The organism is Enterobacter sp. E20 (genome assembly GCF_000801755.2).
GTDB lineage: Bacteria > Pseudomonadota > Gammaproteobacteria > Enterobacterales > Enterobacteriaceae > Enterobacter > Enterobacter asburiae_B.
This window is the reverse complement of record NZ_CP012999.1, coordinates 312,589-326,725: the sequence shown is the minus strand read 5'-3', so window position 1 is coordinate 326,725 and position 14,137 is coordinate 312,589. Positions and strand designations below refer to the sequence as shown.

Annotated in this window: 16 protein-coding genes; 8 read left to right on the top strand and 8 right to left on the bottom strand. The window is 54.0% G+C overall.

The window, feature by feature from the left end; all coding sequences use genetic code 11:
* Positions 1 to 7 precede the first annotated feature (7 nt).
* Entirely contained in the window at positions 8 to 721 is a 714-nt protein-coding gene (gene aphA, locus NI40_RS01480) for an acid phosphatase AphA (protein ID WP_032662578.1), read from the bottom strand.
* A 217-nt stretch (positions 722 to 938) separates the two neighbouring features.
* On the bottom strand, positions 939 to 2,132 hold the full coding sequence (tyrB, locus tag NI40_RS01475) for an aromatic amino acid transaminase (RefSeq protein ID WP_039264125.1): 1,194 nt from the start codon (positions 2,130 to 2,132) through the stop codon (positions 939 to 941).
* Between the two features lie 206 nt (positions 2,133 to 2,338).
* On the opposite strand from tyrB, the gene NI40_RS01470 reads away from it, so the two are divergent.
* From NI40_RS01470 to NI40_RS01445, 6 genes are all read left to right on the top strand, one after another.
* Positions 2,339 to 2,896 carry a DUF2589 domain-containing protein gene (locus NI40_RS01470; protein WP_023334176.1) on the top strand — a complete coding sequence of 186 codons (558 nt, stop codon included), beginning with the start codon at positions 2,339 to 2,341 and terminating at the stop codon, positions 2,894 to 2,896.
* Positions 2,897 to 2,971: 75 nt separating this feature from the next.
* Complete coding sequence (locus NI40_RS01465) at positions 2,972 to 3,574, top strand: DUF2589 domain-containing protein (RefSeq protein WP_033144414.1); 603 nt, start codon at positions 2,972 to 2,974, stop codon at positions 3,572 to 3,574.
* Positions 3,574 to 4,023 (top strand): lysozyme, encoded by a 450-nt coding sequence (locus tag NI40_RS01460; RefSeq protein ID WP_039264127.1) that lies wholly within the window; start codon positions 3,574 to 3,576, stop codon positions 4,021 to 4,023. The genes NI40_RS01465 and NI40_RS01460 overlap by 1 nt, the downstream gene beginning before the upstream one ends.
* Positions 4,024 to 4,041: 18 nt before the next feature.
* The gene (locus NI40_RS01455) at positions 4,042 to 4,524 is read left to right on the top strand and encodes a ribonuclease domain-containing protein (RefSeq protein WP_033144412.1); all 483 of its coding nucleotides are present in this window, start codon (positions 4,042 to 4,044) and stop codon (positions 4,522 to 4,524) included.
* Positions 4,525 to 4,589: 65 nt separating this feature from the next.
* Complete coding sequence (locus NI40_RS01450; protein WP_033144411.1) at positions 4,590 to 4,997, top strand: hypothetical protein; 408 nt, start codon at positions 4,590 to 4,592, stop codon at positions 4,995 to 4,997.
* Positions 4,998 to 5,288 carry a hypothetical protein gene (locus tag NI40_RS01445; RefSeq protein ID WP_032662594.1) on the top strand — a complete coding sequence of 97 codons (291 nt, stop codon included), beginning with the start codon at positions 4,998 to 5,000 and terminating at the stop codon, positions 5,286 to 5,288. It begins immediately after the preceding gene.
* A gap of 85 nt (positions 5,289 to 5,373) precedes the next feature.
* On the opposite strand, the gene NI40_RS01440 is transcribed toward NI40_RS01445, so the two are convergent.
* A complete protein-coding gene (locus tag NI40_RS01440) occupies positions 5,374 to 5,967 on the bottom strand; it encodes a response regulator transcription factor (RefSeq protein ID WP_224435039.1) in 594 nt (197 codons plus the stop codon).
* Between the two features lie 317 nt (positions 5,968 to 6,284).
* Between NI40_RS01440 and NI40_RS01435 the strand changes: the two genes are divergently transcribed.
* Entirely contained in the window at positions 6,285 to 7,415 is a 1,131-nt protein-coding gene (locus tag NI40_RS01435) for a hypothetical protein (protein WP_032662597.1), read from the top strand.
* Between the two features lie 51 nt (positions 7,416 to 7,466).
* Here NI40_RS01435 and alr read toward each other — a convergent pair whose 3' ends face one another.
* Together alr and dnaB are read right to left on the bottom strand one after the other, a co-directional pair.
* The gene (alr, locus tag NI40_RS01430; RefSeq protein ID WP_039264130.1) at positions 7,467 to 8,546 is read right to left on the bottom strand and encodes an alanine racemase; all 1,080 of its coding nucleotides are present in this window, start codon (positions 8,544 to 8,546) and stop codon (positions 7,467 to 7,469) included.
* A 16-nt stretch (positions 8,547 to 8,562) separates the two neighbouring features.
* On the bottom strand, positions 8,563 to 9,975 hold the full coding sequence (gene dnaB, locus NI40_RS01425) for a replicative DNA helicase (RefSeq protein ID WP_023310046.1): 1,413 nt from the start codon (positions 9,973 to 9,975) through the stop codon (positions 8,563 to 8,565).
* Positions 9,976 to 10,041: 66 nt separating this feature from the next.
* On the opposite strand from dnaB, the gene NI40_RS01420 reads away from it, so the two are divergent.
* Positions 10,042 to 11,025 (top strand): quinone oxidoreductase, encoded by a 984-nt coding sequence (locus NI40_RS01420; RefSeq protein WP_039264131.1) that lies wholly within the window; start codon positions 10,042 to 10,044, stop codon positions 11,023 to 11,025.
* Positions 11,026 to 11,209: 184 nt separating this feature from the next.
* Here the strand turns inward: NI40_RS01420 and pspG are convergent, their stop codons facing one another.
* From pspG to NI40_RS01405, 3 genes are all read right to left on the bottom strand, one after another.
* Entirely contained in the window at positions 11,210 to 11,452 is a 243-nt protein-coding gene (gene pspG, locus NI40_RS01415) for an envelope stress response protein PspG (RefSeq protein ID WP_039264132.1), read from the bottom strand.
* Positions 11,453 to 11,588: 136 nt separating this feature from the next.
* Positions 11,589 to 12,584 carry a tRNA dihydrouridine(20/20a) synthase DusA gene (dusA, locus tag NI40_RS01410; protein ID WP_039264133.1) on the bottom strand — a complete coding sequence of 332 codons (996 nt, stop codon included), beginning with the start codon at positions 12,582 to 12,584 and terminating at the stop codon, positions 11,589 to 11,591.
* Positions 12,585 to 12,666: 82 nt separating this feature from the next.
* Entirely contained in the window at positions 12,667 to 13,977 is a 1,311-nt protein-coding gene (locus tag NI40_RS01405) for a conjugal transfer protein TraF (RefSeq protein WP_039264135.1), read from the bottom strand.
* Positions 13,978 to 14,137: the final 160 nt, after the last annotated feature.

Below are 14,137 nucleotides of genomic sequence, written 5' to 3'. Positions count from 1 at the left end.
TGGGTACTTAATACTCCGAGTTGACGATCACCTCTTCGCCAAACTTTCCGGCCATCGGAAGCGGTCGATAGGTCGAGTTAGAGGCACGTAACACCCTGATCCCTCTGGCTCCCACGTCATGCGCGGCGGTGATGTCGTTATCCGAATCGCCGTAGAATACTTTGATATTTTTCTTTTCCAGCCACTGGGTTTTGGTGTTTTGCCCCTCTTTGTCACCGGCAAAAATGACCGGGTTCATGCTGGTCGCCGGGATCTGGAAATCATCCTGCAGCGTTTTAGAGACGGTTTCCGTTTTGGTCTGACTACGGCCGGTAACAAAGTAGATGCTGTCACCGCGCTTCACGTGCATAGCAATAAGCGCACGGGCAACCTCTTTCGGGATGCTGAATTCGTCCCAGCCGTTATTCATTTTTTCCCAGAATTCCGGGTTCTTCAGATACGCTTCGCTGTCGGGTGAATACGTTTTCTTCCCGCGCCAGAAGCCGGGGCTTGAGAACAGCACGGTATCGTCAATGTCAAAACCCACGGCCATTGGCGCGCGGCCGATCAGGCTGTTTTCGATTTGGGCCACGGAAACCCAGTGAATGGGTGCCTGCTCGGCAAGAATGGCGGCGGTGGTGCCGGTGTAAAGCGGCGTCGGGGCAGAAGCTCGCGCCACGACGGCGCTGTTAAGCGAGAACAATAAGCAGGCGGCGCTGAGCGCCAGTGTGATCTTGCGCATATTTTCCCCTGAATATTCAGTTTGTTATCGTTTTAATTTGAGCGGATGGTCAAAAAACTATCCGACCATAACCCCAGCGGGAGGTGAAGGGAAGGAGTTTTTGCTTATGAAGCGGAATAAAAAGAAGACGATCACAGAATGCCGGGCAACGTATTTGTGCGGCCTGATGCCCCCACCCCAGCCCTCTCCCACAGGGAGAGGGCTGGTTGGTAAGCGCTTACATTACAGCAGCAAACGCCTGCGCCACGCGATGAACGTTGCTGGCATTCAGGCCCGCCACGCACATACGGCCGCTGGCGATCAGGTAGACGCCGAACTCTTCCCGCAGGCGATCGACCTGCGCCGCGCTCAGACCGGTATAGCTGAACATCCCGCGCTGCTTGAGCAGATAGTCGAAGTTATGTCCCGGCACGGCCTCTTTCAGCACGTTAACCAACTCCTGACGCATGGACAGGATGCGCTTACGCATCGCTTCCACTTCGGCAAGCCAGGACGCTTTCAGCTGTTCGTCACCGAGAACCGTCGCCACCACCTGCGCACCAAAGTTTGGCGGGCTGGAGTAAATGCGGCGCACCGTCGCCTTCAGCTGGCCGAGCACGCGACCCGCCGCTTCGGTGTCTTCACAGACCACGGACAGACCGCCAACGCGTTCACCGTACAGGGAGAAGATTTTAGAGAAGGAGTTACTCACCAGAGCAGGCAGCCCGGCGCTGGCCACGGCGCGGATGGCGTAAGCATCTTCTTCCATGCCCGCGCCAAAGCCCTGGTAGGCGATGTCGAGGAACGGAATCAGGTCGCGGGCCTTCAGTACCTCAATCACCGCATCCCACTGGGCGTTGGTGAGATCTGCCCCGGTCGGGTTATGGCAGCATGGGTGCAGCAGCACAATGCTGCGCGCCGGCAGGGTGTTCAATTTTTCCAGCAGCGCTTCAACGCGCACGCCGTTCGTTTCGCTGTCGAACCACGGATAGGTCGCCACGTTGAAACCTGCGCCCTCGAAGATCGCAACGTGGTTTTCCCACGTCGGGTCACTGACCCATACGCCTGAATCCGGGAAGTATTTTTTCAGGAAGTCTGCACCCACTTTCAGCGCACCCGAGCCGCCCAGCGTCTGGATGGTCGCCACGCGTTTTTGCGCGAGCACCGCGTGATCGGCACCGAATAACAGCGGAGCGATGGTGTTGCGGTAGGCGTTTAACCCTTCCATCGGCAGATAAAGAGAAGCACCGTGTGGAACAGCGTTCAGACGCGCTTCGGCTTCGGCAACGGCTTTTAATTGAGGAATGATGCCATCCTCGTTGTAATACAGACCGATGCTGAGGTTCACTTTGTCGCTGCGAGGATCTTCTTTGAAACGCTCCATTAAGGAGAGGATAGGGTCGCCGGCATAGGCGTCAACTTTCTGAAACACGCGATGGTTCTCCGGAATTCGATGAGGCAGGGATTTCAACAATAAACCGGAACATCACTCAACACCACCCCTTAAGATTATCCTGCGATCGGCATAGGTTTTTTGCGTCCTCTCGCCATGACATTTACCCAATATTTTCCCCTTCTCGCTTTCCGTAATGTGGCTCCTGCGCAACCGCGCATTCACTGATTCAAGGAGTTCCCATCATGGATTCACAATTTATTGGTTCAGTTATTAACGCCCTGCCGCTGGAACATATGATCGGCGGTCCGCTGCAGGCGATGATCAAAGCACAGGTCCAGGCGAGCAAGGCCTATACCGACTTCCTGCTCTCAGTCTGTATTAAAGACGGCAAAGCTGTCGCGATCGAGTTCGATTACGACGAAACCGTGGTAGACGAACAGGGGGTCAATAAAGGCAGCGTGACTCGCAAGATGAGTATTCCGCTCCTGGCGGCGGTCACCCACCCTATCATCTGCATTGAGGACGGCACTATCGACTTTGAGCTGGAAGTGAGCCAGAGCGAAGCCAGTTCCAGCAGCACCGAAGCGGAGGCCTCCGTGGAAGCGTCCGTCGGCTGGGGCGTTTTCAAAGCGAAAATGACCGGCAAGGTCTCCCATAAATCGGAGCAGACCCGTTCGACCGATACACGCGCGAAATATTCCATTCATACCCAGATTAAACGCCAGGAGCCACCTGAAGCTCTGCAGCGCGTGATTGATTACCTGACCAACGCCAAAACCAAGCCTGTCGCCGCGCAATAATCTTCCACGCCGCGACATACGTGCGATTCCGTAACGCAGGGGCTACCCGGGTAGCCCTTTTTCCAGGAGCGAAATATGTCTTTTAAAAAATGGCTGCGCGGCGGCAAGGATGAGGAGCCGGAAAACAGGGCGGGCAAAGAGGATGAAGGCACGCCACCGGTACAGGAAAACACGCCTCCAGCGCCTCCAGCCGATATTCCCGGCGTGCCGATCTCGCTTGAAGATATCACGCGTGGGATGCAGTACGCGGCCACTGCGGCCAACGAACTGATTGCTCAGCAGTATATGAAGGCATTGGATCCCTTTTTCGAACCCGCAGAAGACGGTTCGTTAATTCCACGCACGGTACAGCTGGCGCTGGATGAAAAGCACTACTTTGACCTGCCCTTAGTCGCGCTTTCGACACCGCGCGGGCTGATGCTGGAAAAGATGAAGGTCAACCTGACGATCCGTACGGAAGGCATGCAGGCGCCTTCCCGCCAGTCCGGTGAAAACGAATTTGGCCGCTTTCACGTCAGCCTTTCGCCTTCCAGCGATAACAAAGGCGGGCGTGACAGCCGCCACGTCGATGTAGAGATGCAATTTACCGCACTTGAGCCACCGGAAAGCGTCATGCGTTTGATTGACGAATACACCAACAAGGTGATTCCCCGCCCGAAAGCAGAGGAGACTCCGTAATGCAAAAAAAACCAGAACGTACAGGTGACAAGGGCATTCAGCTTATTTGCCAGTTTGAAGGGCTGAGGCTGGAGCGTTATCGCGATGCCGTAGGTTTATGGACCATCGGCTACGGCCATTTGATCCTCAAAGAGGAGATGGAAAAGCTCACCAAAATTACCACCGGTGAAGCCAAAGATCTGCTGCGCAAAGATCTGAAACGCACCGAGGACGGCGTGAAAAAACTGCTGAACAGCGCTTCGACACAGAACCAATTCGACGCGCTGGTTTCGTTCGCCTTCAACCTTGGCGTGGGCAATTTAAAGAAATCAACGCTGCTCAAAAAATTCAACGCAGGCGATATCCAGGGCGCCGCACTGCAGTTCAAAAGCTGGAATAAGGCAGGCGGTAAGGTTTTGACCGGGCTTACCCGACGCCGCGAGGCGGAAATGAAGCTATTTCTTAGTTAATTCAACAGGAAAATTACAATGAAACCACTATCCATAGTGAAAATGGCCGTACTGTCTGTTTCGTTATTCAACGTGTTACAGGCAACCGCCGCCATGCCAACCTGCGAAGAGGAAATAAAGGAAGCCAACGCCTTTTTATCTTCTCAGGGTATGGTGCCCGTCAATAACGTGACCGATCTGGCGACAACGCTTCGTCATATAAAAAATTTTGGGCGCCTGCCCGACCGCTATATCACCTCGGATGAGGCCAAACGCCTCGGCTGGTCGGGAAGTGAAAGCGAATCGCTTTGGGGTCTTAAACCCACCAATCAAAAATGGATCGGTGGCGATAAATACAGCCATCGCGCTCTTCCTGCCAGTCAGCCCTGGCTTAGCGCGGATGTTGATGTCGTGAAGGGATATCGCTCTCCCAAGCGTTTGATTTACAGCCTGTCAGGGCAACAGCGTTTTATTACGACCGATAAGTATCAGCATATTGTTGAGCTGGATCCCTGCCAATAATAAGCGCCCGTTACGATAATAAATCCCCTTTTCCGAGGGGATTTATCCTTGCAGAGGATGAACGTATGTCTGACATCTATCTCCCGACCCTTATCAGTGAAGCCTTGCTGGCTTTTTCAGGTTTATTTGGCGGCGTCAGTATCTCGTTTTTCTGGCAACCGCAGCGATTGCACCAGCACAGCCGATTTATGGCAGGCATTATTTTTGGTGGAATCAGCATGGGCGCGGCCGTCGCATTAGGTGGATTAGCAGCCCGCTGGTTAAAGATAGACCTTAATCAGGCCGATATCACGCTTGGTTTAGGGTATATCCTCGGGGCAATGAGTAATGGCCTGATCGTCTGGCTGGCAAACTTTTTTCGCCGGCATGAACAGCGCGATATTTTTGATGTTGCAAGCGTCATCAAAAGTAAAGTCAGACATGAATCACTTTCTCCGCCTGATTTAACCCACAACAAACCCGATGGAGAATAAATGCTTAACATAATGAATGGCTGGGTGCTTCCCTTTATTATCTTCGTCGACCTGATAACATCGCTGCTGATTTTGTTTGCCGCCTATAGCCGAAGAGTCCATGCCCTGCCGGTAATGTGTAAAATTGGCTTAGCCGCCCTCGCCTTTGGTTTTTTTGGTGAGAGCAGCTTAAACATGAAATTTATTCTTACCGGTGCTGATATACTGAGTGACAGCTTTCCATTTTGGCTATTGCAGGACTTCGGAACGCTGGTGGTGGTGATATATTATTTCAAATCTCAGTACCGTTAAAAAAACAAAGCGCAACAGAGGTCTGTCTGTTGCGCTTTTCTTTTAACGCATTTTGACTGCAGCCCTTCGCTTTGCTGAAAATCGGCTAATTAGACATATATTTAAAATAGAGCATTGCGGCCTGTGTCCGATTGTTGACCTGTAGTCGGTGAAAGATGGATTCCAGATGCACTTTGACCGTACCTGCGCTGATATTCAATTGCCGGCTGATCTGCTTATTTGTTCCTCCATTCGCCAGCAGCTTAAGAACTTCCTTCTGCCGACGACTCAGGGAATAGATTGGCAAACCGCCAGTGGGTTGTTCTCGCTGGACCACGGCTTGCTCCGGAAAACAGACCACCCCCGAGGAAACCATGCAAAGTATCTGGCTGATTTTCTCCGCGGGGAGATCCTTGGTAAAAATGCCCTTAATGCTTTGGCGGATGTAGAAGTTGAATATCTTATCCGTCGTTTTTCGTAACATCACCACGATCGGTAGCTCAGGCCAGTTTGTCATTAAATTAGTGATAAAATCACGGCACTTCATTTCACCATCCAGCAAAATAATGCTGACGGGCATAGAGGTTAAAATTGCGTGTGCATCTTCAAAATTGCTCGCTGCAAAAACAGTGCATTCCGGCATTACGCGTTCCAGCTCTGTTTTCATACCGTGAATGAAGATCGGTAATTCATCGATCATTAATATATTCATCGTAGCATAACCCCGTGTGAAATCTATTTTCTTAGGTTATTCAACCAACTTATTCCGAAATTAAGTATGCGTGCTATTACAAAACTGTAAAAACAGCATTCGGCATAAGGCAAACGTCATATACCCAAAGCAAAAAGTTAAGCAGTACTACACATTAGACATAGCCATATTTAATTAAAAGCGATCTTATCATTATCAAAAACAGCCTGGGCTCAATAGCATATTCCCAGAAATATTGCTGGCACTTATTATTTTACTGCACGCGTGCCATCTACCTACATATTAATATTTCAATGAGGTCATTTATGACAATACTAACAGTGTATTTCTGTGGTACTGGATCTAATAAATTTGATGAGTCTCATGCTAATTACTGGAACGGCGAGCTCATCTCTTCTCTGGCAGCCAATAACAAGGGTAAAGAGTTCGCCGAATGGGTCATTCTTGATGGTCCGGGGAGCGGCAATCTACAAAGCGATGAGCTTTGGGTCAAAAGCGGAGAATATTCTCAGCTTCGCGCCCAGCTTCTGGGCAGCGGCTGGAATGAGAATGTTCAGCATGCGATCAATATTATCAAAGGACACGTTGACTGGCAGCGTGAGAAGCTCACAAAAGAAAACTATGAGCAGCTTAAAAAGGCGGGCGTACCGATTCAGGACGTTGAGGTTACCGGCTCATTTTGGTGGCGCAAATATGACTATGGCGATCGTAAAGTGACCCAGCAGGCGCTGCAGCAGCAAATCATCAAAACCTTCCGCCAGGGTCAGATCCTGCCCACTCAGGTGAACCTTGTTGGGTGGAGCCGGGGCGGAATTAGCTGCCATATGCTTGCCAATGCAATGCTGGCCGACCCCCTTTTAACGACGATTCCGGTGAATATTTTTGCGGTCGATCCGGTTCCGGGTATGGGTAATTTCCAGGCGGACAAAGTCACTCTGGGCAGCAACGTTAAGGAGTATGTGGCTTTCTATGCCAGACATGAGCGATCAAAAGGTTTCTCGTGCGTCATTCCGCAGACCGATAGCGCGACAAAAGTCCATATTTATCCCATGTCTGGTCGCCACGCTACGCTGGTAGGGAATGCTTCGGCCAATGGGAATAGCGGGGAAAAAGTGGTCCATGAGCCCGGCACGATCGTGCGTCATTTTGCAGAAGTTTGCCTGCAAAGATGGGGCGTCACGCTGGATAAAAAGCTCAATCTGGATGGAGTGCAGCTTCTGGAATTGCATCAGGCCATTCAGCGTAACGCTCCGCTATTCGCCGAGATGCAGAAAACGGTGTACACCATTTCGGAAAACGATGGGGGGGAGCGTTATGTCTCGTTGGGCAGCACCGGAAAACGGTTCTCGTCCATCCAGGGTTCGCGCTTCAGTCCGGAGTCAGGGCTCGCGTCGGATTATTTGACTAATCAGGCGATCTATAACGTGTTGAAATAAGCGTTACGCGTCCAACGGCAGCTAATGCCGTTGGACGACTATCTGCGAGTCTCAGTCGATGTACTTCATCGCCACCCTTGACGTCAGGCGCGTGATAAGTTCGTAAGCACTCACTTTCGTAATTTCAGCAATGCGTTCGACGGGCAAACCTTCACCCCACATCACGACATCGTCGCCGGGCTTATCCTGGGCTTCAGGCCCCAGATCGACACAAATCATGTCCATCGCCACGCGGCCGACGATCTTCACCTCGCGACCGTTGACCAGAACCGGCGTACCCGACGGCGCGGCGCGCGGATAACCGTCACCATAGCCCATCGCCACCACGCCGAGACGGGTATCATGCTCGCTGGTCCAGGTACCGCCGTAGCCGACCGGCTCGCCCGCTTTATGGTCACGGACGGCAATCAGGTTAGAGACCAGCGACATAACCGGCTGGAAGCCAAAGTCCGGCCCCCAGGGTTTGTTCTCCAGCGGAGACACGCCGTAGAGAATAATGCCCGGTCGCGCCCAGTCGAAATGCGACTGCGGCCACAGCAGAATCCCGCCGGATGCCGCAATCGAGCGCATCCCCGGCTTGCCTTCGCAGAAGGTGTTAAAGATATCCAGCTGGCGCTCGGTCGCACCGCACTCGGGCTCATCGGCACGGGCGAAGTGGCTGACGATATTCACCGGCTGACGCACGTTTTTGCACCGGCATAAACGCTGATAAAACGCTTCCGCGCTTTCCGGACGCACGCCCAGACGGTGCATGCCCGTGTCGAGCTTCATCCAGACGGTCACCGGCTCGCTCAGCTCGGCGGTTTCCAGTGCGGCGAGCTGTTCTTCGTTATGTACCGCGGTATGCAAATGCTGGTCAGCAATGGTCGGCAGATCGCTGGCTTCGAAAAAGCCTTCGAGGAGCAGAATGGGTTGGGTAATGCCGCCCGCGCGCAGGCGGAGGGCTTCTTCAAGACGGGCGACGCCAAAGGCGTCGGCATCGGGGAGCGTTCGCGCGGTCTCAAGAAGACCGTGTCCGTAAGCGTTCGCTTTCACGACTGCAACGAGCTTGCTGGCAGGCGCCAGTTCACGCAGACGTTGCAGGTTGTGTCGCAGAGCGCGGCGGTTAATAACAACAGTTGCCGCTTGCATTTGAATTCCTTAGAAATTACTCATCATCATATTGAGGACCGGCATAGTTGTCGAAACGCGACCACTGTCCGTTAAAGGTCAGACGCACCGTCCCGATTGGGCCGTTACGTTGTTTACCAATAATAATTTCGGCGATCCCTTTCAGGTCGCTGTTCTCGTGATAAACCTCATCACGGTAGATAAACATGATTAAGTCGGCATCCTGCTCAATGGAGCCGGACTCACGCAGGTCAGAGTTGACCGGGCGCTTGTCGGCACGTTGTTCCAGAGAGCGGTTCAGCTGAGACAGCGCGACGACCGGTACGTGCAGCTCTTTGGCTAACGCCTTGAGCGAGCGGGAAATCTCCGCGATTTCCAGCGTACGGTTGTCGGAAAGCGACGGGACGCGCATCAGCTGAAGGTAGTCGATCATGATGAGGCCGATGCCGCCGTGTTCACGGGCGATACGGCGCGCGCGGGAGCGCACTTCCGTCGGCGTCAGGCCGGAGGAGTCATCGATATAGATGTTACGTTTTTCCAGCAGAATGCCCATGGTGCCGGAAATGCGCGCCCAGTCTTCATCATCGAGCTGGCCGGTACGAATGCGGGTCTGATCCACGCGCGACAGTGACGCCAGAGAACGCATCATAATCTGCTCGGAGGGCATCTCAAGGCTGAAGATCAGCACCGGCTTATCCTGCAACATCGCCGCGTTTTCGACGAGGTTCATCGCAAAGGTAGTTTTACCCATCGACGGACGCGCGGCGACGATAATCAAATCCGACGGCTGCAGACCAGCGGTTTTCTTGTTCAAATCGTCATAGCCGGTGTTTACCCCGGTCACACCGTCGTGCGGCTGCTGGAACAGCTGTTCGATACGGGCAACGGTGGCGTCGAGGACATCGGCGATGTTTTTTGGACCTTCGTCTTTATTGGCGCGGCTTTCGGCGATTTTAAAGACGCGGGATTCAGCCAGATCGAGCAGGTCTTCGCTGGTACGCCCCTGTGGATCAAAACCGGCTTCGGCGATCTCATTCGCCACCGAAATCATCTCGCGGACGACGGCACGTTCGCGCACGATATCGGCATACGCGCTGATGTTCGCCGCACTAGGCGTGTTTTTTGACAGCTCCGCCAGATAGGCAAACCCGCCGCAGCTGTCGAGCTGACCAAGACGCTCCAGCGATTCCGCGAGCGTGATCAGGTCGATTGGGCTGCCCGACTCCTGCAGGCGCGCCATTTCAGTAAAGATGTGGCGGTGCGGGCGGGTGTAGAAATCTTCCGCCACGACGCGCTCGGCGACGTCGTCCCAGCGCTCGTTATCCAGCATTAAACCGCCCAACACCGACTGTTCCGCTTCAATCGAGTGCGGCGGGACCTTTAACCCTGCGACCTGGAAATCACGCTCGCGAGGTTCAGTCTGTTTGTTGAAGGGTTTGTTTCCTGCCATAGTGAATGGAGTTACCGAGATAAAGAGTGGGTCGAAAGATTACCATATTTTTCTTACGGAGGGAGCATGGCAACGCGCATTGAATTCCAGAAACACGGTGGGCCAGACGTACTGAAAGCGGTGGAGTTCACCCCTGCCGCGCCTGGCGAAAACGAAGTGCAGGTTGAAAACAAAGCCATAGGCATAAACTACATCGACACTTATATTCGCGGCGGTCTCTACCCGCCGCCGTCAATGCCGAGCGGCCTGGGCACCGAGGCAGCCGGGGTCGTCGTCAAAGTGGGCAGCGCGGTTAAGCATATTAAAGAGGGCGACCGCGTGGTGTACGCGCAGTCTGCGCTGGGCGCTTACAGCTCCGTCCACAACGTTCCGGCGGATAAAGCCGCCCTGCTGCCTAACGCTATCTCCTTCGAGCAGGCGGCGGCCTCGTTCCTGAAAGGTCTGACGGTTTACTACCTGCTGCGCAAAACCTATGAAATTAAGCCCGACGAGCAGTTTCTGTTTCATGCCGCAGCGGGTGGCGTCGGGCTCATCGCCTGTCAGTGGGCAAAAGCGCTGGGCGCGAAGCTGATCGGCACGGTCGGAAATGCACAAAAAGCGCAGCGCGCGCTGCAGGCGGGCGCCTGGCAGGTGATTAACTATCGTGAAGAGAGCATTGTTGAGCGGCTGAAGGAGATCACCAGCGGCAAAAAAGTGCGCGTGGTGTATGACTCGGTGGGGAAAGACACGTGGGAAGCGTCGCTGGACTGTCTGCAGCGCCGTGGTCTGATGGTCAGCTTCGGCAATGCGTCTGGCGCGGTCACCGGCGTTAATCTCGGTATTCTGAATCAGAAAGGTTCGCTGTATGTGACTCGCCCTTCCCTGCAAGGATACATCACCAACCGGGAAGAACTTGAGGAAGCCAGCAACGAGCTGTTCTCGCTGATCGCCAGCGGCGTCATCAAAGTGGATGTGGCAGATGCGCAGAAATTCGCGCTGACCGATGCGCAGCGCGCGCATGAGGTGCTGGAGAGCCGGGCGACGCAGGGGTCGAGCTTGTTGATTCCCTGAGCCCCAAAAAGAAATTGGGCTTCCCGTGGGAAGCCCTTTCTTTTTTTAGTTCGGCTGTATGTAGGGTACAGCTCGATGAATTCTTTAACGGCAGTCATAGTGACAGATTCGATAACTAAATCCTATTCTGTTCTAAGCCATGCCGCCGGAAAAGTTACAAGTATGTGACGAACCCCTCAATACCTTAGTAACGGAAGCGGTTATTGCGCTGATAATTGGGCACTTTTGGCGCTTTAATCGCCCGAATCACCCACACGACCGCAATGGCCAGCAGTAGCCACGGCAACAGTTTGATCGTCAGCGCAAACAGTCCGCCAATAAACATGACCACCGTCGCCACCACGATAGCCGCCAGAATGCCGAGCAGCGAAACGCCAGTCGCTAACAGCATGACAAAAAAGCCAATCACAAAAAGTAGTTCCAGCATGGTGCTCTCCCACGAGTTCCCGAGTAATGCACTCAGCATTACAAGAATCATGCCAGCATTAAGCTGTTGTTATTAAAGCAAAACGCCCCGCGAACGTTCGCAGGGCGTGGTGAATTTGACGAACTTTTAGCGAAAGTTATCGCTTGTCTGCCACCAGTCGCAACGCATGTTCCAGCACCTCAATATCGGCACCGGCTTTATGCGCATTCTCGCTCAGGTAGCGGCGCCACTGACGCGCGCCCGGAATACCCTGGAACAGGCCAAGCATATGGCGAGTGATATGGCCGAGATACGTGCCATTGCTCAACTCATGCTCAATGTAGGGGTACATCGCACGCACGACGGCAACCGGATCGGTGTCCGCGCCTTCGATACCAAAGATTTCGCGATCCACCGTCGCCAGAATGCCCGGGTTCTGATACGCCTCGCGGCCGACCATCACACCATCCATATGCGCCAGATGCGCTTTGGCCTCTTCCAGCGACTTGATGCCGCCGTTGATGGACATCGTCAGGAGCGGGAAGTCACGCTTCAGTTGATACACGCGCGGATAGTCCAGCGGCGGGATCTCACGGTTCTCTTTCGGGCTGAGGCCGGAGAGCCAGGCTTTTCGCGCGTGGATGATGAACATCTCGCACTCGCCTTTCCCGGATACCGTGTTGATGAAGTCGCACAGGAATTCGTAGCTATCCTGGTCGTCAATGCCGATACGGGTTTTGACCGTGACCGGAATGGAGACCACATCGCGCATCGCCTTGATACAGTCCGCTACCAGCTGTGCATTCCCCATCAGACAGGCGCCAAACATGCCGTTCTGCACGCGGTCGGACGGGCAGCCAACGTTCAGGTTGATCTCGTCGTAGCCGCGTTCTTCCGCCAGCTTCGCGCACTGCGCCAGCGCGGCCGGATCGCTACCGCCCAGCTGCAGGGCAACCGGATGCTCTTCTTCGCTATAGGCCAGATAGTCGCCCTTCCCGTGAATGATTGCGCCCGTGGTCACCATTTCGGTGTACAGCAGCGTATGGCGGGAGAGCTGGCGCAGGAAGTAGCGGCAGTGTCTGTCCGTCCAGTCGAGCATCGGCGCAATGGAGAAACGGTGTGCAGGGAAAGCGGTCTGTAATTCTGACGACATGGCGAAGTTTTAAGCATCTGGTGGAAAAGGGGCGCTACTATAGCACAAAGAAAAGCCGGAGGCGCAGCGCCTCCGGTGGACTTTAGAACGTCATGCTCAGCTGAGCCCCGGCACCCCAGGTTTCGTCCTCGCCGTACAGGCCCATCAGGTCAACATGAACGGTACTGAACGGTGCGAAGCCGACACCGCCGGTAAAGACATTGCTGTCGTTACCCTTCACGTCCGCGCGATAACCCGCACGCACCGCCAGCCAGCTGAGCGGCGTAACCTCGGCACCGACGCCAACGTACTGCGACGTATCTTCGCTCTTGAAGCCTTTGGTTTCCGTCAGATCGCCATCGGCGGTCAGCGTCACCAGGTCGTTATGCCAGGCGGCGCCGGCGGTCACCAGCGGACGGATCTGGTAGGTGTCTTTGTAGCTCACCACTTCTCCCGTCCGGCCGTTGCGGATACGGATATCTTTGGTGTCGATATCGCGCGACATCAGGTTTTGACCGCTCACGCCAACCGTCCAGTGTTCGCCGAAATCAGCCGCGATACCGGCATCGACGTTAAAGCCCGTGTCGTCCGTGCGGTAGCGGCTGTCGTTCCACTTATTACTGTCGTAATCGTAGATTGACGTGGTGTAGTTATAGACCCAGGTTTTTTGCAGCTTTGGCGTCACGCCTACGGAAACCGGGACGCCGCCGAGGTCAAACTGACGGGCAACGGCAACACCATAGTCGGACACAATCGCTGCCCGGCCAGACGCCGTTGAGTTAAGGTTTTTAGTGATCTGATCCGTGCCGTTCAGCGCAGCGTCCAGGGCAACACCGGCAGCCACCACTTTGCTTTGTTGAATACCGCGCAGATAATCAATATCTTGCTGATCGATAGACGAGCTCACCCGGCCATGGGCATAGCCTTTCGCCATAAAGGCCACGGAAAGCACATCGTTAGGGATACTCACGGCAAGCCCTGCACCTGCCGTCGCGCGTGCGGTTTTGCCCTTCAGGTAGTCCAGCTCATCGGCCAGATCTTTGGCCGCGCCCTGGAATTGATTAATGGAACCTAACGGATTGGTGATGATCTCCCTTGGCGTGAGGTCATCAACCACATCCTTATAGTGATTGATTTTGTCGTTGATGGTATCAATCTCGTCCTGAAGATTGTCCTCATCCGTTACCTGTACGCCAACGGACGGCAAAATGACCGTCACATCATCGTCCGGTTTTGCCTTTGCCAGCAACGCGGGGTTGATTAACGCCCCGCTACCATAGTTCCCGGAGGCAACGCCAGTGCCACCCATTGCGTCGCTACGTGATTCTGTCCAGGTATTGGCTGCTCCCGCCTGATTTGCCATAAACAAGGAAACAGCGATACTAACCACCGAAAATTTAAAATTTTTTTTCACAGTATGCCCGTTATAGTCTGTTATGAAATAACCCCTGTCTGTTATCACCCAAACAGGAACGAACTATTGCTGTGAATAAGTAGTAAAAGACCCGCTATTTCTATCCCTAAGTAAAACTCCCTTACGGCCTGTTATATTTTGTGACGGCCCTCAATATTTA

Bases quoted from the DNA above. Each gene is read 5' to 3' on its own strand.
- alr (WP_039264130.1), bottom strand. From the start codon at position 8,546: ATGCAAGCGGCAACTGTTGTTATTAACCGCCGCGCTCTGCGACACAAC.
- aphA (WP_032662578.1), bottom strand. From the start codon at position 721: ATGCGCAAGATCACACTGGCGCTCAGCGCCGCCTGCTTATTGTTCTCG.
- NI40_RS01450 (WP_033144411.1), top strand. From the start codon at position 4,590: ATGTCTGACATCTATCTCCCGACCCTTATCAGTGAAGCCTTGCTGGCT.
- NI40_RS01470 (WP_023334176.1), top strand. From the start codon at position 2,339: ATGGATTCACAATTTATTGGTTCAGTTATTAACGCCCTGCCGCTGGAA.
- dusA (WP_039264133.1), bottom strand. From the start codon at position 12,584: ATGTCGTCAGAATTACAGACCGCTTTCCCTGCACACCGTTTCTCCATT.
- NI40_RS01440 (WP_224435039.1), bottom strand. From the start codon at position 5,967: ATGATCGATGAATTACCGATCTTCATTCACGGTATGAAAACAGAGCTG.
- NI40_RS01460 (WP_039264127.1), top strand. From the start codon at position 3,574: ATGCAAAAAAAACCAGAACGTACAGGTGACAAGGGCATTCAGCTTATT.
- NI40_RS01455 (WP_033144412.1), top strand. From the start codon at position 4,042: ATGAAACCACTATCCATAGTGAAAATGGCCGTACTGTCTGTTTCGTTA.
- dnaB (WP_023310046.1), bottom strand. From the start codon at position 9,975: ATGGCAGGAAACAAACCCTTCAACAAACAGACTGAACCTCGCGAGCGT.
- NI40_RS01465 (WP_033144414.1), top strand. From the start codon at position 2,972: ATGTCTTTTAAAAAATGGCTGCGCGGCGGCAAGGATGAGGAGCCGGAA.
- NI40_RS01435 (WP_032662597.1), top strand. From the start codon at position 6,285: ATGACAATACTAACAGTGTATTTCTGTGGTACTGGATCTAATAAATTT.
- NI40_RS01445 (WP_032662594.1), top strand. From the start codon at position 4,998: ATGCTTAACATAATGAATGGCTGGGTGCTTCCCTTTATTATCTTCGTC.
- pspG (WP_039264132.1), bottom strand. From the start codon at position 11,452: ATGCTGGAACTACTTTTTGTGATTGGCTTTTTTGTCATGCTGTTAGCG.
- NI40_RS01420 (WP_039264131.1), top strand. From the start codon at position 10,042: ATGGCAACGCGCATTGAATTCCAGAAACACGGTGGGCCAGACGTACTG.